We start from the raw sequence: 20,495 nt of genomic DNA, 5'->3' as shown, positions 1-20,495 counted from the left end.
CCCTCAGTTGACCGGCGTGACGGCGGGCCGTCCATCCAGCACGGCGCGCAGGTTCTGCCGCTGCAAGACGCCCATCGCGGCGCGCGTCTCGGCCGTGGCGGAGCCCACATGCGGCAACAGCGTGACGTTCGGCAGCGCCAGAAAGCGCGGATCGACATGCGGCTCGCCCCGGAACACGTCGAGGCCCGCGCCGCGCAAGGCCCCGCCTTCCAGCGCATCCAGCAACGCGGCCTCATTGATGACCGAGCCGCGGGCGATGTTCACGATGATCCCGTCCGGCCCCAGTGCGGCGATCACCTCGGCCGAGACCAGGCCCTGCGTGTCCGGCCCGCCCACGACGGCGACGACCAGGTCGTCCACCGCCCGGGCCAGCGCCACCGGATCGGCATGCCAGGTCCAGCCGGGGGTCGGCTTTTCGCTGCGCGAGAAATAGTGAAGCTCGCATTTGAAGGCCGCCAGGCGGTCGGCGATCTCGCGCCCGATGCGGCCAAGGCCCAGGATGCCGACCCGCCGGCCCGACATCTTGCGGGCCAGGGGATAGTCGCCGCCCTGGGCCCAGCGGCCGGCGCGCAACCATCCCTCGGCCCCGTTCAGGCGGCGGTTTTCGGCGATCAGCAGCGCGACGGCCAGGTCGGCCACATCGTCGTTCAGCACCTCGGGCGTGTTGGTGACGGTGATGCCGCGCGCACTCGCGGCAGGCACGTCGATGGCGTCGAAGCCCACGCCGAAGTTCGCGATCACCCGCAGACCGGGCAGCTGGTCCATGACGGCGCCGTCCAGCGGATGGTGCCCCAGATAGGCCAGCGCCACCGCGCCCGCGCGATCCTCGGGGGAAAGGCCCGCCAGATCATCGAGGCCGGGCAGAAAAACCGCGTCGAAATCGTCCCGCAGCGCCGCCGCGTCACGGTCGGAATAGGGGCCGATGGCCAGAACCTTGCCCATCCCGCCCCCTCAGCCCCGCCCGATATAGGGCATGTTCGTGGCCATCACCGTCAGCCACTGGATGTTCGTCCCTTCGGGCATCGAGGCCATGTGATAGACCGCGCGCGCCACCTCGGTCGCGTCCATCACCGGCTCGACCTTGACCGAGCCGTCGGCCTGCGGCACGCCCTTGGTCATCGCCTGGGCCATGTCGGTCAGCGCGTTGCCGATGTCCACCTGCCCGCAGGCGATGTTATAGGGCCGCCCGTCCAGCGACAGCGTGCGCGTCAGCCCGGTGACGGCGTGTTTCGACACCGTATAGGGCACCGAGCCGGGGCGCGGCACATCGGCCGAGACCGAGCCGTTGTTGATGATCCGCCCGCCCATCGGGTCTTGCGTCCGCATCTGGCGGAACGCGGCGCGGGCGCACAGGAACATGCCGGTGATGTTCACATCCGTCACCCGGCGCCAGTCCTCGATACTGATCTCGTCGATCAGCTTGGACATCAGGACCGCGCCCGCGTTGTTGAACAGGACATCCAGCCGGCCCCATTCGCCGGCCGCGCGGGCAAAAGCCGCATCCACCGCCTGGGGATCGGTGACATCGCAGGGCAGGACCAGCGCGTTGGGGTTCTTCGCCGCCGTCTCCTCAAGCGCATCCTGGCGCCGGCCGATCAGGCCGACCCGCCAGCCGCGTTCCAGAAACAGGCGCGCGGTGACGCGGCCGATGCCGCTGCCGCCGCCGGTGATCAGGATGTTCTGCATCGTCCCCCCTTAGTGATTGTCGCGCGGCAGGGTCTGCCGGGTCTTCTGATAGGCGGTCGCGAGCTCCAGGCAGCCGCCTTGGGCAAGCTGGCCGACCTCGCGGCGATAGATCTCCTCCCACGGGGTCTGGCTTTCCAGCACGGGGGGAACCCAGGCATCCTTGCGGGCCTGCCATTCGCTTTCATCCACCAGCGCATCCATCCGTCCCGCGTTCAGGTCCAGCCGCACCTTATCGCCGGTTTTCAGATAGGCCAGCCCCCCGCCGACCACCGCCTCGGGGCTGGCGTTCAGGATCGAGGGGCTTTCGGACGTGCCCGACTGCCGCCCGTCGCCCACGGTGGGCAGGTGGTTGATGCCTGCCAGCAGCAGCGCGTCCGGCGGCTGCATGTTCACCACCTCGGCGCTGCCGGGATAGCCCACGCAGCCCACGCCCCGGATGAACAGGATGCAGTTTTCGTCGATCGCCAGCGCGGGATCGTTGATGCGCTCATGGTAATCCTCGGGGCCCTCGAAGACGATGGCGCGGGCCTCGTGCACGCCTTCGCGGCCCTGGTCGGACAGGAACCTGCGGTGGAAATCGGCCGAGATCACGCTGGTCTTCATCAGCGCCGAATCGAACAGGTTGCCGGTCAGCACGATGAAGCCCGCGTTTTCCCGCAACGGCTGGTCATAGGGTCGGATCACCAGCGGATCGCGGCTTTCCCAGCCGATCAGGTTCTGGCCAATCTTCTGCCCGGTGACGGTCATGCAGTCTTCGTGCAGCCGGCCAGCCTTTTTCAGCTCGCCCATCACCGCCGGCACGCCGCCGGCGTGGAAAAAGCTTTCGCCCAGGTATTCGCCCGCCGGCTGCATGTTGACGAGCAGGGGCACGTCGAAGCCGATCTTTTGCCAGTCGGTCACGTCCAGTTCGACGCCGATATGGCGGGCGATGGCTTGCAGATGCGGCGGCGCGTTGGTCGACCCGCCGATGGCCGAGTTTACGACGATGGCGTTCTCGAACGCAGCCCTGGTCAGGATGTCGCTGGGCTTGAGGTCCTCATAGACCATGTCCACGATGCGCTTGCCGGTCAGATAGGCCATGTTCATCCGCTCGCGGAAGGGCGCGGGGATGGCGGAACAGCCGGTCAGCGACATGCCCAAAGCCTCGGCCATGGCGTTCATGGTGCTGGCGGTGCCCATGGTGTTGCAGTGACCCAGGCTGGGGGCGCTGGCGCAGACCCGCGACATGAACTCCTCATAGTCGATCTTGCCCTCGGACAGCAGGCGACGGCTTTCCCAGACCACTGTGCCGGACCCGGCGCGCTGCCCCTTCCACCAGCCGTCCAGCATCGGCCCGCCGTTGAGCGTGATCGCGGGAATGTCGACGGTGGCCGCGCCCATCAGCATGGCGGGCGTGGTCTTGTCGCAGCCGGTGGTCAGGACGACCCCGTCCAGGGGATAGCCGTGCAGCACCTCGACCAGGCCCAGATAGGCCAGGTTGCGGTCCAGCGCGGCCGTCGGGCGCTTGCCGGTTTCCTGGATCGGATGGACCGGAAATTCCATCGGGATGCCGCCGGCGTCGCGGATGCCGGCCTTGATCCGGTCCATCAGAAAGACATGGATCTTGTTGCAGGGCGACAGATCGCTGCCGGTCTGGGCGATGCCGATGATGGGCCTCGCCGACTGCAGCTCCTCGCGCGTGAACTGCTGGTTCAGGTAACGCTCGATATAAAGCGCCGTCATGCCGGGGTTGTTCGGGTTGTCGAACCACTCCTGCGAACGGAAGCGTTTGTTTGCGCGTGTGTTTCCCATGATCGGGCCCCTTTGTGGCATCCACCGGACGGCTTTGGCTGGAAATTTGGTATACCAGAACGGCGGTTCGGGGAAGGGGGCAACTTGCGCGCGGCGAATTTTGGTATACCATCCGGGCCGAGTTACGGAGGGGGCCTTCATGGCAAAATATTCGGGCATCTGGCCGGTGGCGCCGGTTGCGTTCAAGGACGACGGGTCGCTGGACCTGGACGGCAACCGCCGCATCCTGGACTGCATGGTGGACCAGGGCGTAGACGGCATCTGCGTGCTGGCCAATTTCTCGGAACAGTTCCTGATCTCGGACGCGGAACGCGAGACGCTGACCCGGCTGTCGCTGGAACATGTCGCGGGCCGGGTGCCGGTGATCGTGACGATCAGCCATTATGCGACGCCCATCGTGGTCGAACGCGCCCGGCTGGCCAGGGATCTGGGCGCGGCCATGGTCATGATCATGCCGCCCTATCACGGCGCGCTGCTGAAGGGCACGGCCGAGCAGACCTACGAGCAGTTCGCCGAGGTCTCCAAGGTCGGCCTTCCGATCATGATCCAGGACGCGCCGCTGTCGGGCGTGGACCTGCCGGTGCCGCTGCTGGTCCGCATGGCGCGCGAGATCGAGCAGGTGAAGCTGTTCAAGATCGAATGCCCGCGCGCCGCCGCCAAGCTGCGTGCGCTGATCGAGGCCGGGGGCGAGGCCATCGAGGGCCCCTTCGACGGCGAAGAGGCGATCACGCTGCTGGCCGACCTGGACGCAGGCGCGACCGGCACCATGACCAGCGCCATGATCCCCGACCAGATCAAGCCGGTGTTGACCCATTGGGCGGCCGGCGACCGGGCGGCGGCGACCGCAGCCTATGCCCGCATCCTGCCGGCGGTGAACCACGAAAACCGGCAATGCGGCTTCCTGTCGGCCAAGGCGGTGATGCGCGAAGGCGGCGTGATCCGGTCCGATTTCAGCCGCCACCCGATCCCGCCTCTGCATCCCGCGACCCGCGCCATGCTGCTGGACCTGGTTCGGCCGCTGGACCCCGTGGCGCTGCGCTGGGGGAAATGATGGATCTGCCCCAGGACGGTATCTTCGTCGGCCGCGTCTGGCGGCCCGGCATCGGCCCCTGCCTTGTCACCCTGCGCGACGGCGCCCTGTTCGATATCACCAGCCGCACGGTCCCGACCATGCGCGACCTGATCGAACTGGACGATCCGGTTGCCCACGTCCGGGCGACCCCGGGCACGCCGGTGGCCGAGCATCGCCTGCTGGCGCCCTGCGACCTGCAGGCGGTCAAGGCAAGCGGCGTGACCTTCGCCGCCTCGATGGTCGAACGCGTGATCGAGGAAAAGGCCGCCGGCGACGCCGGTGCGGCCGAGGCGATCCGCACCCGCATCGGCGCGGCCATCGGCGCCAGCCTGCGCGGCATCAAGCCCGGCAGCCCCGAGGCCGCCCGCGTCAAGGACCTGCTGATCGCCGAGGGCCTGTGGTCGCAATATCTCGAGGTCGGGATCGGCCCCGACGCCGAGATCTTCACCAAATGCCAGCCCATGGCCGCCGTGGGCCATGGCGCGGACGTGGGCCTGCACCCGATCAGCCGATGGAACAACCCCGAGCCGGAGATCGTGCTGGCCGTGGACAGCCGGGGCCGGATCAAGGGCGCGACCCTTGGCAATGACGTGAACCTGCGCGACGTCGAGGGGCGCTCGGCCCTGCTGCTGGGCAAGGCCAAGGACAACAACGCCAGTTGCGCCATCGGCCCGATGATCCGGCTGTTCGATGCCGACTATACGCTGGACCATGTGCGGCGGGCCGAACTGACCCTGCGGGTCGAAGGGCAGGACGGCTTCGTGCTGGATGGCGCGTCCTCGATGTCCCAGATCAGCCGCGATCCGGCCGACCTAGTGGCGCAGATGCTGGGCCGCCATCACCAGTACCCGGACGGGGCTATGCTGTTTCTGGGCACGCTGTTCGCCCCGACCCAGGACCGCGACGCTCCAGGCCAGGGCTTTACCCATCATCCCGGCGACGTGGTGACGATCAGCGAGCCACGGCTAGGCGCGCTGCAAAACACCGTGCGGCTGTCCACCGAATGTCCCGAATGGCGCTTCGGAACGGGCGCGCTGATGCGCAATCTGGCCACGCGCGACCTGCTGGACCCTCTGGCGCCGTCGGATCTGACAATGTATACATAAACCGACCGAGGCGAGGGAGGAAGGTTCGGACATGAAGCTGTTGATCATCGGGGCCGCTGGCATGGTTGGCCGCCGCCTGGCGGAAGCCGTCCTGAAGGACGGCGCACTTGGCGGAAAGCCTGTGGATGCACTAACCGCCTTCGACGTGGTTGAGCCCGGGCTGTCGACCCGCGACAAGGTGACCGAGATCGCCGGCGACATCTCCGACCGGGCGACGGTCGACCAGCTGGTGGCCGACCGCCCCGACGTGATCTTCCATCTTGCCGCCATCGTCTCGGGGGAGGCCGAGGCCGATTTCGACAAGGGCTATGCCATCAACCTGGACGGTACCCGCCACCTGTTCGAGGCAATCCGCGCGCAGGGCCCCGACTACCACCCGCGCGTGGTCTATACCTCGTCCATCGCCGTCTTTGGCGCCCCCTTCGAGGACAAGATCACCGACACCTTCATCACCGCGCCGATGACCAGCTATGGCACGCAGAAGATGATCGGCGAACTGCTGCTGAACGACTATTCCCGCAAGGGCATCTTCGACGGCATCGGCATCCGCCTGCCCACCATCGTGGTCCGGCCCGGCAAGCCGAACAAGGCGGCCTCGGGGTTCTTCTCGGGCATCATCCGCGAACCCCTGGCGGGACTGGACGCGGTGCTGCCGGTCGACGACACGGTGCGCCACTGGGTCGCCAGCCCCGATGCCGCGGTGGGCTTCCTGATCCATGCCGCGACCATGGACACCACCCCCCTGGGCGCGCGGCGCTGCCTGACCATGCCGGGCCTGTGCGTCAGCATCACCGAGATGATCGAGGCGCTGCGCGCGGTCGCGGGGGACGAGGCCGTGGCCCGCATCAGGCGCGAACCCGACGCCACCATCCGCGGCATCGTCGCCGGCTGGCCGCAGGACTTCGCGCCCGACCGGGCCCTGGCGGCAGGGTTTACCGCGGACCCCGACTTCCAGTCGATCATCCGCGCCCATATCCGCGACACGGCAGATGCGGCCGGGTGATCCCATGCCTCCCAGGCGGGTCCGCGCCTCGCGCCCGGTGCCCAGCCTGCAGGGGCTGACCGAGATGCCGGCGCGCGACCGGGCCTATCACGACCTGCGCTATCGCATCCTGACCGGGCGGCTTGCGCCCGGCACGACGCTGCTGGAAACCGAACTGGCGGCGCTTTTGTCGCTGTCGCGCACCCCCGTGCGCGAGGCCGTCATCAAGCTCGAGGAGGAGGGCCTGGTCGAGGTCCGCCCGCGCCACGGCGTCACGGTCAAGGCGCTGTCCCTGCAGGATTTCGGCCATATCCTGAACGTGTTCTCGGCACTCGAGGTGCGGGCGGTCGAACTGGCCGCCGCCCGGGGCCTGACCGAACCCGAGGCACAGGCCCTGACCCGGATGCTGGACCAGATGGAGGCCGCGACGGCGGCGGGCGACATCACCCGCTGGTCGGACATCGACGACGAATTCCACGCCGCCATCGTGGCCCTGTGCGGCAACCAGCGCCTGCAGGACGCGATCAGCGCCTTCTGGGGCCAGCAGTACCGCGCCCGGCTGATGATCCTGCCGCTGCGCCCGCTGCCCGAGGATTCCGACCGCGAACACCGCTTGATCCTGGCAGCCCTGCGCGCCGGAGACCGCGGCTTGGCCCGCGAACGCCACAACGCCCACCGCGACCGGGCCGACGCCCAGCAGATGGAATTGCTGCGCCGCTCGCTGGGGGCGAACGGGCTGGCTTGATGACAGAATGGGAGAGAAGATGAACCAGATCGACCTGAAGGACCGGCTTGCGGTCGTGACCGGCGGCGCGCAGGGCCTGGGCCTTGCCATCGCCAGGCGCTTCGTCGAAAGCGGCGCCCGCGTCGTCATCTGGGACCGCGATGGCGATGCCGCCGCCCGCGCGGCCGCAGAGCTTGGTCCGGCCGCAACCAGCCGCGCCGTGGAACTGGCCGACGACAACCAGATCCTGGACGCGGCCCAGGCCGCCGGCGCGGTGGACATCCTGGTCAACAACGCCGGCATCACCGGCGGCAATGCCCCGACATGGGAACTGGACCCCGCCACCTGGCGCAAGGTGATCGAGGTGAACCTGAACGCCCCCTATGTCATCTGCCGCGCCCTGGTTCCCGGCATGATCGCCCGCGGCTATGGCCGCATCGTCAACATAGCCTCGATCGCCGCCAAGGAGGGCAACCCGAACGCCGCGCATTACTCGGCCTCCAAGGCCGGGCTGATCGCGCTGACGAAATCGCTGGGCAAGGAGTTGGCTGGCACCGGCGTCCTGGTCAACGCGATCACCCCGGCGGCCGCGCGCACCCCGATCTTCGACCAGATGACGCAGCAGCATATCGACTACATGCTGTCCAAGATCCCGATGAACCGTTTCCTGGAGCCGGACGAGGCGGCAGCCCTGGTTGCCTGGCTTGCCTCCGAGGACTGCGCCTTTTCGACCGGCGCGGTGTTCGACATCTCGGGCGGCCGCGCGACCTATTGACGCCGCAAGCCGGGGGTTTTCCACCCCCGGACCCCCGGAGGGTATTTCCGAAACGGTGAAAGCAGAAAGCGGCACCCTCCTGCTTTCACTGTTTTCCAAATACCCGGGGGAGTCCCGCAGGGACGGGGGCGGAGCCCCCCTTACTCCTTCACGGCGCCAGTCATGGAGCTGACGTAGTAATCCACGAAGAAGGAATAGAGGATCACCACCGGCAGGGATCCCAGCAGCGCACCGCTCATCAAGGCGCCCCATTCATAGATGTCGCCGCGGACCAGTTCGGTCAGGACGCCCACGGGGATGGTCTTGTTTTCCGAACTGGAGATGAAGGTCAGCGCATAGATGAATTCGTTCCATGACAGCGTGAAGGCGAAGATTCCCGCCGAGATCAGCCCCGGCACGGCCAGGGGCAGCACGATCTTGGTCAGGATCTGCCAGCGCGTCGCCCCATCGACCAGCGCCGATTCCTCGAGCTCGTAAGGGATCGATCGGAAATAGCCCATCAACAGCCAGGTGCAGAACGGGATCAGGAAGGTCGGATAGGTCAGGATCAGCGCCAGCTTGCTGTCGAAGATCCCCAGTTGATAGACGATCACCGACAGCGGGATGAACAGGATCGAGGGCGGCACCAGATAGGCCAGGAAGATCAGCAGGCCCGTGACGCGCGCCCCCCGGAACCGCAGCCTTTCGATCGCATAGGCCGCAAAGACCGATGCGAACAGCGACAGGAAGGTCGAGGCGACCGCCACCACCAGCGTGTTCCACAACCAGCCTGGATAGGAGGTTTCGAACAGCAGGTATTTCACATGCTGAAGCGTCGGGCCCACCACCCAGAACGGGCTGTGGTTCTGATAGTCCGTCAACTGGTTGTTCGGCTTAACCGCCGTGATGGTCATCCAGTAGAACGGGAACAACAGCACGAACAGGAACACCAGAAGCGGCAGCCAGACCACGAAGATCTTGCGGGTGCGGCTTTCGAACTGGTCCAGGCCCTGGTGGTCGTCGGTGACGGTCTGGGACATCTCAGTCTGCTCCCTGTTGCCATTTGCGGCGCTGCAGGCCGAAGAAGCTGAACAGGATCGCCGCCAGCAGGAAGGGGATCATGGCGACGGCGATGGCCGCGCCCTCGCCCAGCTGCCCGCCCGGGATCGCGCGCTGGAAGCTGAGCGTCGCCATCAGGTGGGTGGCGTTGACCGGCCCGCCGCGCGTCAGCACATAGATCAGCTGGAAATCGGTGAAGGTGAAGAGGACCGAAAAGGTCATCACCACCGCGATGATGGGGGTCAGCAGCGGCAGCGTCACCTTGGTGAAGCGCTGCCAGGGCGTGGCGCCGTCGATGGCCGCGGCCTCGTTCAGCGATTGCGGGATGGTCTGCAAACCCGCCAGCAGCGAGATCGCGACGAAGGGGATGCCGCGCCAGACGTTGGCCGCGATGACCGACCAGCGTGCATTCCAGGGATCGCCCAGGAAGTTGATCGGCTGGCTGATGATGCCCCACTTCATCAGCACCCAGGAAATGATCGAGAACTGGCTGTCGAAGATCCACCAGAAGGCCAGGGCCGACAGCACCGTGGGCACCACCCAGGGCAGCAGGATGATGGCCCGGAACAGGTTCTTGAAGGGCAGGTGCCGGTTCAGCAGCAAGGCCAGCCACAGCCCCAGCCCGAACTTCAGGACCGAGGCGACGGTCGTATAGAACAGGGTGTTGAAGACGGACAGCCAGAAGACCGGGTCGTCCATCAGCCACAGATAGTTTTCCAGCCCGATCCATTCGCCGGGCCGACCGATGCGGGCATCGGTAAAGCCCAGCCAGACCCCCAGGCCCAGCGGATAGGTCAGGAAGCACAGCAGGAACGCCGCCGCGGGCAGCATGAAAAGAAAGCCAAGGCCGTTACGGCTTTCGACAAAGCGCCTCCAGACTGAGGCGTTGCGTTCGGGCACCGGAGGCATCCTGTCCAGATCCTTTCTGCGGGCCAAGGCTGGGGCGCGCCAGGCGGCGCGCCCGGCATGGCCTTAGCGGTAATAGCGGGCGATGCGGCGTTCGGCGTTGCGGATCGCGTCCTCGGTCGAACGCTGGCCGGTCACCGCCTCGGCGAACATGTCGACCAGGACGTAATCGGCCATGACCCCGGCCGAGGCCGGTCCCAGCGGGCCGGCATAGCCGTTCGGGCGCAGGCTTTCGGAGGCCTTGGCATAGGGCGCATGCACCGGGTTCGAGGTCCAGACCGGGTTGTCCGCGAATCCCTTGAGCGCCTGACAGCAATAGGCGCTGGCCCCGGTCAGCCAGGCGTTCATCTGGTCGGGCTGATACATCCACTCCAGATAGGCCTTGGCGGCGTTCGGGAACTTGCAGTGCTGGAAGATCGAGATGGTCGAGGTCTGGTGCAGCTCGACCGACTTGCCGACCGGGCCGATGGGCAGGTTCGAGGTGCGGATGTCCTCGGCCAGGGCCTTGGTCGCCTCGTCCTTCAGCGCGGCGTAGTACAGCGAGACGCCGTTCGCGGTCAGCGAGATGTCGCCCGACAGGAAGGCGCGGTTGTTGTTGATGTCCAGCCAGCTTTCCGTGCCGGGGATGAAGGTGGCGTAAAGCTGCTTGGCATATTCGATCGCCGCCGCCGTCTCGGGGGTGTTGATCGCGACCTCGCCCGCCTCGTTGACGGTCTGGCCGCCGTGGCTCCACAAGAGCCAGTGGGCAAAGTTGTTGCCGTCGCCCACCGCCTTGCCGAAGGGGAAGCCCGCCGGCGTGCCCTTTTCCTTGAGCGCGGCGCAAAGCTTCAGGAAGCCGTCGGTGTCGGTCGGGAATTCCTCGAACCCGGCCGCCTTCATGTGGCTGTCGCGATAGCAGATGGCGTTGCCGATGGCGCACAGCGGCGTCGAGATGAACCTGCCGTCCTGTTCGCCATAGCCGCGCAGCCCGTCATACCAGCCGCCGTTCTTTTCGCCCAGCATGGTGCACAGGTCGGTCACGTCGACCAGCTTGTCGGGATACTGGAAGGGGTCGTCGAACCAGCTCATCACCATGTCCGGGCCCGAACCCACATTGGCCGCGACGGCGGCCTTGGGGCGCACGTCCTCCCAGCTTTCCTGGTCGATGCGGACCTCGACGCCGGTGGCGTCGGTGAAGGCCTTGGTGTTGGCGTTCCAGGCATCCTCCTCGCCCTTGACGAAGGGTACCCAGCGCAGCAGGCGCAGGCTGGCGCCCTGTTCGGGCGTAAAGGTCATGGCGGCGCCCTGGGCCTGGGCGCGGCGGACGAAGGGTGTCGAAAGCACGGCGCCCGCCGCCAGAACGGCGCCGCCTTGCAGAAGTTTCCTGCGGTCGATGGACATTGCTTCACTCCTCCCAAAGTGCAATGCGGCCGTTTGCCGGCCCTGTCGCCCCCGGCCGGGGGCTAGGTCGAAAGGCGCACTCCGCTGTCGGCGTCGAACAGATGCACCGCATCGGGGTCGATCGCGACGTGGATCACGTCGCCCGGGCGGGCATCGACGCGCGCGCGAAAGACGCAGGTGACGGGCTGGCCGCCCATCTGGCCCACGACATAGGTTTCGGCGCCCGTGGGTTCGATCACCTCGATCGTCAGGGGGATGTCGCCGCCCAGGGTGATCGCCTCGGGGCGGGCGCCATAGATCAGCTTGCGCCCCTGGGGCGCGGCCCGGACCGGCAGGCGCTGGCCGCCCGGCGTGACGAAGCTGCCGTCCCGCGCCTCGCCCAAGATCATGTTCATCGCGGGGCTGCCGATGAAGCCCGCGACGAACAGGTTGTCGGGGCGGTCGTATAGCTCGAGCGGGGTGCCGATCTGTTCGACGCGGCCGTCGTGCATGACCACGATCTTGTCGGCCATGGTCATCGCCTCGATCTGGTCGTGGGTGACGTAGACGGTCGTGGTCTTGAGCCGGTTGTGCAGGTTCTTGATTTCGGTGCGCATGGTCACGCGCAGCTTGGCGTCAAGGTTCGACAAGGGTTCGTCGAACAGGAACACCTGCGGATCGCGCACGATGGCGCGGCCCATGGCCACGCGCTGGCGCTGGCCCCCGGACAGCTGGCGCGGATAGCGGTCCAGAAGATGGGCCAGCCCCAGGATCTCGGCGGCGGGCTTGACCCGCTCGGCGATCTCGGCGCGCTTGACGCCGGCGAGCTTCAGCGAAAAGCCCATGTTTTCCGCCACCGTCAGATGCGGGTACAGCGCATAGTTCTGGAACACCATCGCAATGTCGCGATCCTTGGGCGGCAGATCATTCACGACCTTTTCGCCGATCAGGATCTGGCCCGAGGTGATATGTTCCAGCCCGGCCAGCATCCGCAGCAGGGTGGACTTGCCGCAGCCCGAGGGGCCGACCAGGACGACGAACTCCCCTTCCTCGATGTCGACGCTGACGCCATGCATCACCTCGACCGCGCCATAGGATTTCCGCACGTCCCGGATCGTGACCGAGGCCATAGAGTCCCTCCTCCCAAAGGTATCCATTGTTGGGCAGGCTGGCAGGAAGCCGGTCCCCGATCAAGCCCTTTCTTGCATCTGACCAGCTTTCTTGCCGCTTGGCTGGCGAAAGATTAATGTATACGCAATCACGCGGCGCCGGTCCGCAGCAGGTCCGGATCGATCAGCGCGCCCGGCCGGCGGATGACCTCGGCCGCGGTCGCATGGCCGCGCGCCACGGCCTGCTCCATGTCTTGGCCCGCCAGCCGCGCAGACAGGTAGCCGCCGTTGAAGCTGTCGCCCGCGCCCGTCGTGTCGACCGGGGTGATACGCTCGGGACAGGGCAGAGGATGGCTGCGCCCCTCGGCGTCGATGCCCAGCATGTCGCCGCCGCCGTTCTTGACCAGCACCTCGGCCACCCCGGCATCGCGATAGCGCGCGGCGGTGCGCGCCGGGTCGGCATCGCCGAAATACTGCGATTCCTCGTCAAAGCTGGGCAGGGCGATATGGGCGACGGCGGCGGCCTTCATGATCCAGTCGCGCATCTCGTCGGCATCCGACCACAGGCGCAGACGCATGTTGCTGTCGAAGGCCACGCGCGCGCCCGAGGCAGCAAGCGCCGCCAGCAGGTCGCGGCGCCGGTCCGGGGTCAGGATCGCCAGCGTGATCCCCGAGAAATAGACCAGATCCGCCCCCAGCAGGCAGCGCGCCAGATGGTCGGGATCGTCCGCCAGGCAGCGCGCGGCCGAGGAGTCGCGCCAATAGGTAAAGCTGCGTTCGCCATCCTTCAGGTCGATCATGTAAAGCCCGGGCGCGCGGGTCGGGTGGCGGCTGATGCAGCCGGTGCCGATGCCGGCGCCAGCGATGAAATCGACCATGGCCTGCGAAATCGCGTCCTGCCCCACGCAGGTCAGGTAATCGACCTGCGCGTCCGCCGGCATCAAGGCGCGCAGATACCAGGCCGTGTTGAACGTGTCCCCGGCAAAGGCCTGGCGCCACAGGCCCTGGCCCGCGCCCGACAGCTCCACCATGCATTCGCCGACCGAAACAATGCGCATCCCGTCCCCCAATGATTGCCCGCAGCACGTTAGCGGCAACAGCGAAAATGAAAAGGGCCGCCCGAGGCGGCCCCTGAAGGGATCGGACCCAAGGGATCAGGCGTTCGGGTCCCAGCCGCTGATCTGCTTGCTGTCCATGAACTCCTCGAGCCCCCAGACGCCGCCCTCGCGCGCGCGCCCCGAGGCCTTGACCCCGCCGAAAGCCGCGCCACGGCCCCGGCTTTCGCCGTTCATCTCGATCATGCCGGCGCGCAGCTGCCGGGCCAGCCGGTTGCGGCGGGCGCCGTCCTGGCTTTGGACATAGTTCGTCAGCCCATAGGCGGTGTCGTTGGCGATGGCCACGGCCTCGTCCTCGGTGTCGAAGGGGATGATCGACAGCACCGGGCCAAAGATTTCCTGCCGGGCGATGGTCATGTCGTTGGTGACATCGGCAAAGACCGTGGGCCGGACGAAATAGCCGCGGTTCACGCCTTCGGGCAGGCCGGGGCCGCCGGCGACCAGGCGGGCGCCCTCGTCGATGCCCTTCTGGATCAGATCCTGGATCTTGTCCCATTGCTGCTTGCTGACCACCGGGCCGATGTGCCTGCCGGGCTGGTGGGCGGTCGCGACCTGGGTGTCCTCGGCCACCTTGCGGGCCTGTTCCACCGCGGTTTCATAGAAGGAGCGTTCGACCAGCATCCGGGTCGGGGCATTGCAGGACTGGCCGCTGTTGTAGAACACATGGCGCGCGCCCCGCGCGACCGCCTTGTCGTCGGCATCGGCAAAGACCAGGTTCGCGCCCTTGCCACCCAGTTCCAGCGCCACCTTCTTCAGCGAGTCGGCCGCGGCCTTGGTGATGGCGATCCCGGCGCGGGTCGAGCCGGTGAAGCTGATCATCTCGACATCGGGATGGGTCGAAAGCTGGGTGCCGACGCCCTGCCCGTCGCCGTTCACCATGTTGTAGACGCCCTTCGGCAGCCCGGCCTCGTCCACGATCTCGCTGAACAGGACCGAGGACAGCGGCGCGATTTCGGACGGCTTCAGAATGCAGGTGTTGCCCGCCAGGATCGCCGGGATCACCTTCAGCGTGACCTGGTTCATCGGCCAGTTCCAGGGGGTGATCAGGCCGACGACGCCGATCGGTTCCCACGCGACCATGCTCGAGGGCGTATCGGGCCGCAGCGGGCGGATGAATTTGAAATTGCGGAACGCCTCGATGAAGGTCGCGATATGGCCCGCGCCGCAACCGGCCTGATCCTCGACCGCCATGTCCTGGGGGGCGCCCATCTCGTATTCGATGGCGCGGCCCATCTCGGCCTGACGACGCTTGTAGACCTCGAGGATGCGTTCCACACAGGCCAGCCGTTCCGCCGGGGGCGTTGCCGACCAGGCCGGGAAGGCCGCCTTGGCGGCCGCGACTGCGCGGTCCGTATCAGCCTGCCCGCCCAGCGAGATCACGGCGATGGGCTCCTCGGTCGAGGGGTCGATCACCTCAAGGTCGTGGGGCTGGCTGGGCGCCACCCATGCCCCGTCGATATAGAATGCCCGCTTGTCTGCCAGATCGCTCATGCCCAGCCCCTCCGTTGCCGCTTGGTCGGGCGATAGCGTGGCACCAGCCTGCGCGGGGCGCAAGACCGGGCCTGCTAACACGACTTCACTTATCGTCTTTTCAAGCCTGCCCGAGGCCCCTATGGTGTGCACCGCACGACAAACCGAAAGGACGCATGCCATGTCCCTGCGCATCAACGACACCGCCCCCGACTTTACCGCCCCGTCGACCGAAGGGCCGATCCGCTTTCACGACTGGGCCGGCGACAGCTACGTGGTGATCTTTTCGCACCCGCGCGACTTCACCCCGGTCTGCACGACCGAGTTCGGCGCCGTCGCCCAGCTTGTCCCCGAATTCGAGGCGCGCGGCACCAAGGTTCTGGGCGTGTCGGTCGATTCGGTCGAGGACCACGGCAAATGGAAGGCCGACATCGAAAAGGTGGCCGGCGTTCCGGCCGACTTCGCCATCATCGACGACAGTTCGCTGACGGTGGCCAAGGCTTACGGCATGCTGCCCGCCGATCACGACCTGCCGACCGAAGGGCGCACCCCGGCGCATACGGCGACCGTCCGCAGCGTCTTCATCATCGGTCCCGACAAGAAGGTGCGGCTGACCATGACCTATCCCATGTCGGTGGGCCGCAATTTCGCCGAGATCGTCCGGGCGCTGGACGCGGTGCGCAAGACCGACGGCGTGCCGCTGGCGACGCCGGCAAACTGGGTGCCCGGCCAGGACGTGATCGTGGCCCTGGCGCTGGACGACGCGGCGGCCGAGGCGAAATACGGTGCGCTGGACAAGAAGCTGCCCTATCTGCGGTTCGCCAAGGATCCGGCGTAAGGCCGGGCGGGGCCGCGCCTTTCGGGCCACGCGGCTCTGGCGAAGGCGGCGGTCCCCGCCGCCCGCGGGCCGCCTGCGCAGGAGCGTGTCTGGCCGCGGCACGGGCCGGGTGACACTGCGATGTTGCCCGGAATGGAAAAGTCCCATATCAGAGACCTGTCCAGACCCGGAACGAACGGAGCCTTCGTTGACGACGCCGCCCCGTACGGTCAAGGTTGCCTATGTCACCGACCGCGGCTTTCTCAGGCCGACCCTGGTTTCCGTCTGGAGCCTGCTGCAACACCTGAAGGGCCCGGCCGAACTGCACGTCTGGGGCGACGGGTTGCAGGCCGCAGACTGGGCCGATGTCGAAAAGGTCGCTGCGGCAAACCCTCGGGTCGCGCTGCATTGCAAGGATATCGGCAGCGGCTATCTTGATGGCGCGCATGGCCCACAAAGCTATATCTCGGCGGCCACCATGGGCCGCCTGTTCATCCCGCGCCTCATCGACGGTCATGTGCTCTATATCGACGGCGACACGCTGGTGACCGGCGATGTGTCCGAACTGTTCCGGCTCGACCTGGGCAGGGCCTATGCCGGCGTGGTGCGGGATTACACGGTCGCGCATTGGCTGTCCGATCGGGATGGAGGATCAGGCTTGCGCGAGGAGCGGCTTTCCGAAATCCGGCAACTGATGGATCCGGCCCCGGCGCAGGATTACTTCAACGCCGGGGTGCTTTTGCTGAATTGCGACGCCCTTCGCGCGGAACCGGCCTTGCTGGAGCGGGTCGCGGATGTTGTCGCCGCCTCGGCCTGCAGTCATGGCGACCAGGACCACCTGAACGCCCTGTTCCGCGGCAATGTCGTCCAGCTGGACCTGCGATGGAACGCGTCCTGGGGCCGCATCCGGAAACACCGCGCGCACCTGTCGCGCAACGCCACCCCGGCGACCGGCGCCCTGCCCGGCAGGGGATCTGTCATCCTGCACTACCATGGACCGGAAAAGCCCTGGCGGGTCACGGGTTGGGATATCTGGTCCTCTCGTGGACGGGCGACCAGGATCTACAAACAGGCCCTGCGCCGCTTTCTGCGCAAGCACCCCGATCTGCGCCCGACCTGACCAGAGACGACACGCATCACGCGCTTCGGTGCAGAGGCAGACTTCAGGAGCTGGATTTGACCCAAGACCATCTCGCCCCCTCGCAAGTCAAACGCCCCCGTGCCCTTCTGGTGGGGCATCTTTCCACCGTGGGCGACGTCGAGGTCCTGCGGCAGATCGAGCGGCGGCTCGATGCCCTGGGCATGGATTACGACGTTTCCCCCTTTACCGATGCCCGGCTGACCGTGGACCGATCCTGGCTGGACAAGCACAGGCTGGACCCGCGGCGCTATACGCATCTGATCGTGATCTGCGGACCCTTCACGCCCCAGATGGCCGTGCAGCATGACAGCATCTTCGGCCGGTTCCAGCATTGCGTGCATATCGGCGTCAATCTGACCATGGTGGAGCGGCTTCAGGACTTCAATCCGTTCGAGGTCCTGCTAGAGCGCGACAGCGACAGGACCGCGCGCGCCGACCTGAGTTTCCTTGAAACCCCGGAGCCGATGCCGGTCGTAGGCCTGTGCCTTGCCAGCCCGCAGCGCGAATATGGCGCGCGTCGCCGCGGCGATCTGGCAGCCGAGAGGCTGCGCCGCCTGATCCGGGATGCCGGCGTGGCCTTCATCGAGCTGGACACGTCCGTGCCCGCCGAAACCAACCGCGTCGGCCTGTCCAGCGGCGCCGAGTTCGAGGCGATCTGCCGCCGGCTCGATGCCATGCTGACGACAAGGCTTCATGGCATGGTGCTGGCGCTCAAGAACGGCACTCCGACGCTGGCGATCGACCCGGTGGCCGGGGGCGACAAGGTCACGCGCCAAGCCCAGGAACTGGGTTGGCCCGAGGTCTTCGACGCCGATGCCGCGAGCGACGACGACCTCGCGGCCGCGCTTGTGCGTTGCCTTTCCCCGGAAGCCCGCGAAAGGGCGGCGCGCATCCGGGACGCGGCGGTTGCGTCGCTTGCGGATTTCGACGCGCAGTTTGCCGCCGCGCTGACGGTTCCCGCCGATCCGGCGCTGCGTGCGGATCTCGTGCCTCAGGTCAGCCGGATGCAGGCTTGGCGCAAGCGGTTCAAGGCCTGGAAACGCGCGAGAAGAAACCGGCGTCCCTAGGCCCCGATCCGCTCCATTGCGGTCCAGCCTGAGACGATATGTGCAGCCCGGCAGCAATGAAAAAGGCCCCGAAACCTCGGGGCCTTTCCGGAACCGTCGGTCCGATCACTCGGCCGATTCTTCCTTCTTCTCGGGGGCGATTTCCTCGCCGGTTTCCTGGTCGACCATCTTCATGCCCAGGCGGACCTTGCCGCGGTCGTCAAAGCCCAGAAGCTTGACCTTGACCTCCTGGCCTTCCTTCAGGATCTCGTTCGGATGGTTCAGGCGCTTCGAGGCGATCTGGCTGACATGCACCAGGCCGTCGCGCTTGCCGAAGAAGTTCACGAAGGCGCCGAAATCGACCAGCTTCACGACCTTGCCGGTATAGACCTTGCCCTCTTCCGGCTCGGCCACGATCGAATAGATCATGTCATAGGCCTTCTTGATCGAATCGGCGTTGGCCGAGGCGATCTTGATGACGCCGTCGTCGTTGATGTCGACCTTGGCGCCGGAAACCTCGACGATCTCGCGGATGACCTTGCCGCCCGAGCCGATCACTTCGCGGATCTTGTCGGTCGGAATGGTCATCGTCTCGATGCGCGGGGCATGGGCGCTGAACTCGCGCCGGCCCTCGGTCAGGGCATGGGACATCTCGGCCAGGATGTGCAGGCGGCCATCCTTGGCCTGGGCCAGGGCCTGGCTCATGATCTCGGGGGTGATGCCCGCGACCTTGATGTCCATCTGCAGGCTGGTGATGCCGTTCTCGGTCCCGGCGACCTTGAAGTCCATGTCGCCCAGGTGGTCTTCGTCACCCAGGATGTCGGTCAGAACGGCATATTTGCCGCCGTCTTCCAGCACCAGGCCCATGGCGACACCGGCGACCGGCGCCTTCAGCGGCACGCCCGCATCCATCATCGACAGCGATCCGCCGCAGACCGAAGCCATCGAGGACGAACCGTTCGATTCGGTGATCTCGGACACGACGCGGATCGTGTAGGGGAAGTCGGTCGGCGCCGGCAGCACGGCTTGCAGCGCGCGCCAGGCCAGCTTGCCGTGGCCGATCTCGCGGCGGCCGGGCGAACCGACGCGGCCAACCTCGCCCACCGAATAGGGCGGGAAGTTGTAGTGCAGCAGGAAGTTCGAGCGCGAGTTGCCGTGCAGCGCATCGATGATCTGTTCGTCGTCGCCGGTGCCCAGCGTAGTCACGACCAGCGCCTGGGTTTCGCCGCGGGTGAACAGCGCCGAGCCATGGGTGCGGGGCAGGATGCCGACCTCGGACACGATGGGGCGGACGGTCCGGTTGTCGCGGCCGTCGATGCGGGCGCCGCCGTTGATGATGTCGCCGCGCAGGATGCCCGATTCCAGCTTCTTCAGGGCCGAGCCCAGGTTGGCATCGGCCAGTTCTTCCTCGGACAGGCCGGCCAGAACCTTGGCCTTGGCGGCCTCGATGGCGTCGCGGCGCTCACCCTTGTCGCGGATGGCATAGGCGGCGCGCATGTCCGTCTCGCCCAGCGATTTCACGCGGGCGTAAAGCTCGGAATAGTCCGGCGACTGGAAGTCGAAGGGCTCTTTCGCGGCTTCTTCGGCCAGGTCGATGATCAGGTCGATCACCGGCTGCATCGCCTCGTGGCCGAACTTCACGGCGCCCAGCATCTCGTCCTCGGTCAGCTCATAGGCTTCCGATTCGACCATCATCACGGCGTCCTTGGTGCCGGCGACGACCAGGTCCAGACGCTGTTCGGGATTGCCGCGCAGGTTGTCCATGTCCGCGACATCGGGGTTCAGCACATATTCGCCATTGGCGAAACCGACGCGCGCGGCGCCGATCGGGCCCATGAAGGGCACGCCCGAGATGGTCAGCGCGGCCGAGGCGGCGATCATCGCCACGATGTCGGGGTCGTTGACCAGGTCATGCGACAGCACGGTGCACATCACCAGGACTTCGTTCTTGAAGCCGGGGGCGAACAGCGGGCGGCAGGGACGGTCGATCAGGCGCGCGGTCAGGGTTTCCTTTTCCGACGGGCGCGCCTCGCGCTTGAAGAAGCCGCCCGGGATCTTGCCGGCGGCATAGTATTTTTCCTGGTAGTGCACGGTCAGCGGGAAGAAGTCCTGACCGGGCTTGGGTTCTTTCGCGAAGGTCACGTTGGCCATGACGCTGGTTTCGCCAAGCGTGGCGATGACCGAGCCGTCGGCCTGACGGGCAACCTTGCCCGTTTCCAGCGTGAGCGTTTCCTGGCCCCACTGGATGGATTTCTTCACTTCATCAAACATCTGGTTTCCTCTGGGCGACGCCAGCCCTCTGGTCCGCGCCCTTGTCCTATGGCGGCCCCATTGCCGCCCGCCCCTATCCTTCGCATG

Annotated in this window: 18 protein-coding genes; 8 read left to right on the top strand and 10 right to left on the bottom strand. The window is 66.8% G+C overall.

Features of this window, described 5'->3' with window-relative positions:
- Nucleotides 1–3 precede the first annotated feature (3 nt).
- The 3 genes from BU28_RS0108970 to BU28_RS0108960 are packed head-to-tail and all read right to left on the bottom strand — an operon-like array spanning nucleotide 4 to nucleotide 3,477.
- Nucleotides 4–942 (bottom strand): 2-hydroxyacid dehydrogenase, encoded by a 939-nt coding sequence (locus BU28_RS0108970; protein WP_028719182.1) that lies wholly within the window; start codon nucleotides 940–942, stop codon nucleotides 4–6.
- Between the two features lie 9 nt (nucleotides 943–951).
- Entirely contained in the window at nucleotides 952–1,686 is a 735-nt protein-coding gene (locus BU28_RS0108965; RefSeq protein ID WP_028719181.1) for an SDR family oxidoreductase, read from the bottom strand.
- Between the two features lie 9 nt (nucleotides 1,687–1,695).
- Nucleotides 1,696–3,477, bottom strand: a complete 1,782-nt coding sequence (locus BU28_RS0108960) for an IlvD/Edd family dehydratase (protein ID WP_028719180.1) — start codon at nucleotides 3,475–3,477, stop codon at nucleotides 1,696–1,698.
- A gap of 139 nt (nucleotides 3,478–3,616) precedes the next feature.
- Here BU28_RS0108960 and BU28_RS0108955 point away from each other — a divergent pair, with 139 nt between their 5' ends.
- From BU28_RS0108955 to BU28_RS0108935, 5 genes are read left to right on the top strand one after another with little or no spacing between them, the layout of a single operon-like run.
- Complete coding sequence (locus BU28_RS0108955; protein ID WP_028719179.1) at nucleotides 3,617–4,528, top strand: dihydrodipicolinate synthase family protein; 912 nt, start codon at nucleotides 3,617–3,619, stop codon at nucleotides 4,526–4,528.
- The gene (locus BU28_RS22470) at nucleotides 4,525–5,655 is read left to right on the top strand and encodes a fumarylacetoacetate hydrolase family protein (RefSeq protein WP_051578073.1); all 1,131 of its coding nucleotides are present in this window, start codon (nucleotides 4,525–4,527) and stop codon (nucleotides 5,653–5,655) included. Before BU28_RS0108955 ends, BU28_RS22470 begins: the two co-directional genes overlap by 4 nt.
- Nucleotides 5,656–5,686: 31 nt before the next feature.
- Nucleotides 5,687–6,658 carry a D-erythronate dehydrogenase gene (gene denD, locus BU28_RS0108945; RefSeq protein WP_028719178.1) on the top strand — a complete coding sequence of 324 codons (972 nt, stop codon included), beginning with the start codon at nucleotides 5,687–5,689 and terminating at the stop codon, nucleotides 6,656–6,658.
- A 4-nt stretch (nucleotides 6,659–6,662) separates the two neighbouring features.
- Nucleotides 6,663–7,382, top strand: coding sequence for a GntR family transcriptional regulator (locus BU28_RS0108940; RefSeq protein ID WP_198944978.1), 720 nt, complete (start codon nucleotides 6,663–6,665; stop codon nucleotides 7,380–7,382).
- A 19-nt stretch (nucleotides 7,383–7,401) separates the two neighbouring features.
- The gene (locus BU28_RS0108935; protein WP_028719176.1) at nucleotides 7,402–8,136 is read left to right on the top strand and encodes an SDR family NAD(P)-dependent oxidoreductase; all 735 of its coding nucleotides are present in this window, start codon (nucleotides 7,402–7,404) and stop codon (nucleotides 8,134–8,136) included.
- Nucleotides 8,137–8,276: 140 nt separating this feature from the next.
- Here the strand turns inward: BU28_RS0108935 and BU28_RS0108930 are convergent, their stop codons facing one another.
- The 6 genes from BU28_RS0108930 to BU28_RS0108905 all read right to left on the bottom strand — a co-directional run bounded on the left by BU28_RS0108930 (nucleotide 8,277) and on the right by BU28_RS0108905 (nucleotide 15,154).
- Nucleotides 8,277–9,155, bottom strand: coding sequence for a carbohydrate ABC transporter permease (locus BU28_RS0108930; RefSeq protein WP_028719175.1), 879 nt, complete (start codon nucleotides 9,153–9,155; stop codon nucleotides 8,277–8,279).
- Nucleotide 9,156: 1 nt separating this feature from the next.
- The gene (locus BU28_RS0108925; protein WP_198406681.1) at nucleotides 9,157–10,074 is read right to left on the bottom strand and encodes a carbohydrate ABC transporter permease; all 918 of its coding nucleotides are present in this window, start codon (nucleotides 10,072–10,074) and stop codon (nucleotides 9,157–9,159) included.
- 72 nt (nucleotides 10,075–10,146) lie between these two features.
- Entirely contained in the window at nucleotides 10,147–11,460 is a 1,314-nt protein-coding gene (locus BU28_RS0108920; protein ID WP_028719173.1) for an ABC transporter substrate-binding protein, read from the bottom strand.
- A gap of 62 nt (nucleotides 11,461–11,522) precedes the next feature.
- Nucleotides 11,523–12,569 (bottom strand): ABC transporter ATP-binding protein, encoded by a 1,047-nt coding sequence (locus BU28_RS0108915; RefSeq protein ID WP_028719172.1) that lies wholly within the window; start codon nucleotides 12,567–12,569, stop codon nucleotides 11,523–11,525.
- A gap of 128 nt (nucleotides 12,570–12,697) precedes the next feature.
- A complete protein-coding gene (locus BU28_RS0108910) occupies nucleotides 12,698–13,606 on the bottom strand; it encodes a sugar kinase (protein WP_028719171.1) in 909 nt (302 codons plus the stop codon).
- A gap of 96 nt (nucleotides 13,607–13,702) precedes the next feature.
- Nucleotides 13,703–15,154, bottom strand: a complete 1,452-nt coding sequence (locus BU28_RS0108905) for an aldehyde dehydrogenase family protein (protein WP_036762476.1) — start codon at nucleotides 15,152–15,154, stop codon at nucleotides 13,703–13,705.
- Nucleotides 15,155–15,314: 160 nt separating this feature from the next.
- On the opposite strand from BU28_RS0108905, the gene BU28_RS0108900 reads away from it, so the two are divergent.
- The 3 genes from BU28_RS0108900 (at nucleotide 15,315) to BU28_RS22465 (ending at nucleotide 18,158) form a co-directional block, all read left to right on the top strand.
- Nucleotides 15,315–15,971, top strand: a complete 657-nt coding sequence (locus BU28_RS0108900; RefSeq protein WP_028719169.1) for a redoxin domain-containing protein — start codon at nucleotides 15,315–15,317, stop codon at nucleotides 15,969–15,971.
- Between the two features lie 187 nt (nucleotides 15,972–16,158).
- On the top strand, nucleotides 16,159–17,070 hold the full coding sequence (locus BU28_RS0108895) for a glycosyltransferase family 8 protein (RefSeq protein ID WP_051578071.1): 912 nt from the start codon (nucleotides 16,159–16,161) through the stop codon (nucleotides 17,068–17,070).
- A 56-nt stretch (nucleotides 17,071–17,126) separates the two neighbouring features.
- Nucleotides 17,127–18,158 carry a polysaccharide pyruvyl transferase family protein gene (locus tag BU28_RS22465; RefSeq protein WP_051578069.1) on the top strand — a complete coding sequence of 344 codons (1,032 nt, stop codon included), beginning with the start codon at nucleotides 17,127–17,129 and terminating at the stop codon, nucleotides 18,156–18,158.
- Nucleotides 18,159–18,263: 105 nt separating this feature from the next.
- Here BU28_RS22465 and pnp read toward each other — a convergent pair whose 3' ends face one another.
- Nucleotides 18,264–20,408: a polyribonucleotide nucleotidyltransferase gene (pnp, locus tag BU28_RS0108885; RefSeq protein WP_028719167.1), complete on the bottom strand. Its 2,145-nt coding sequence runs from the start codon at nucleotides 20,406–20,408 to the stop codon at nucleotides 18,264–18,266.
- Nucleotides 20,409–20,495 lie beyond the last annotated feature (87 nt).

It is taken from the genome of Paracoccus yeei ATCC BAA-599, assembly GCF_000622145.1.
In the GTDB taxonomy this organism is placed as follows: domain Bacteria; phylum Pseudomonadota; class Alphaproteobacteria; order Rhodobacterales; family Rhodobacteraceae; genus Paracoccus; species Paracoccus yeei.
Note: the sequence above shows the minus strand (reverse complement) of the source record. Positions and strands in the feature narration are given on the sequence as shown.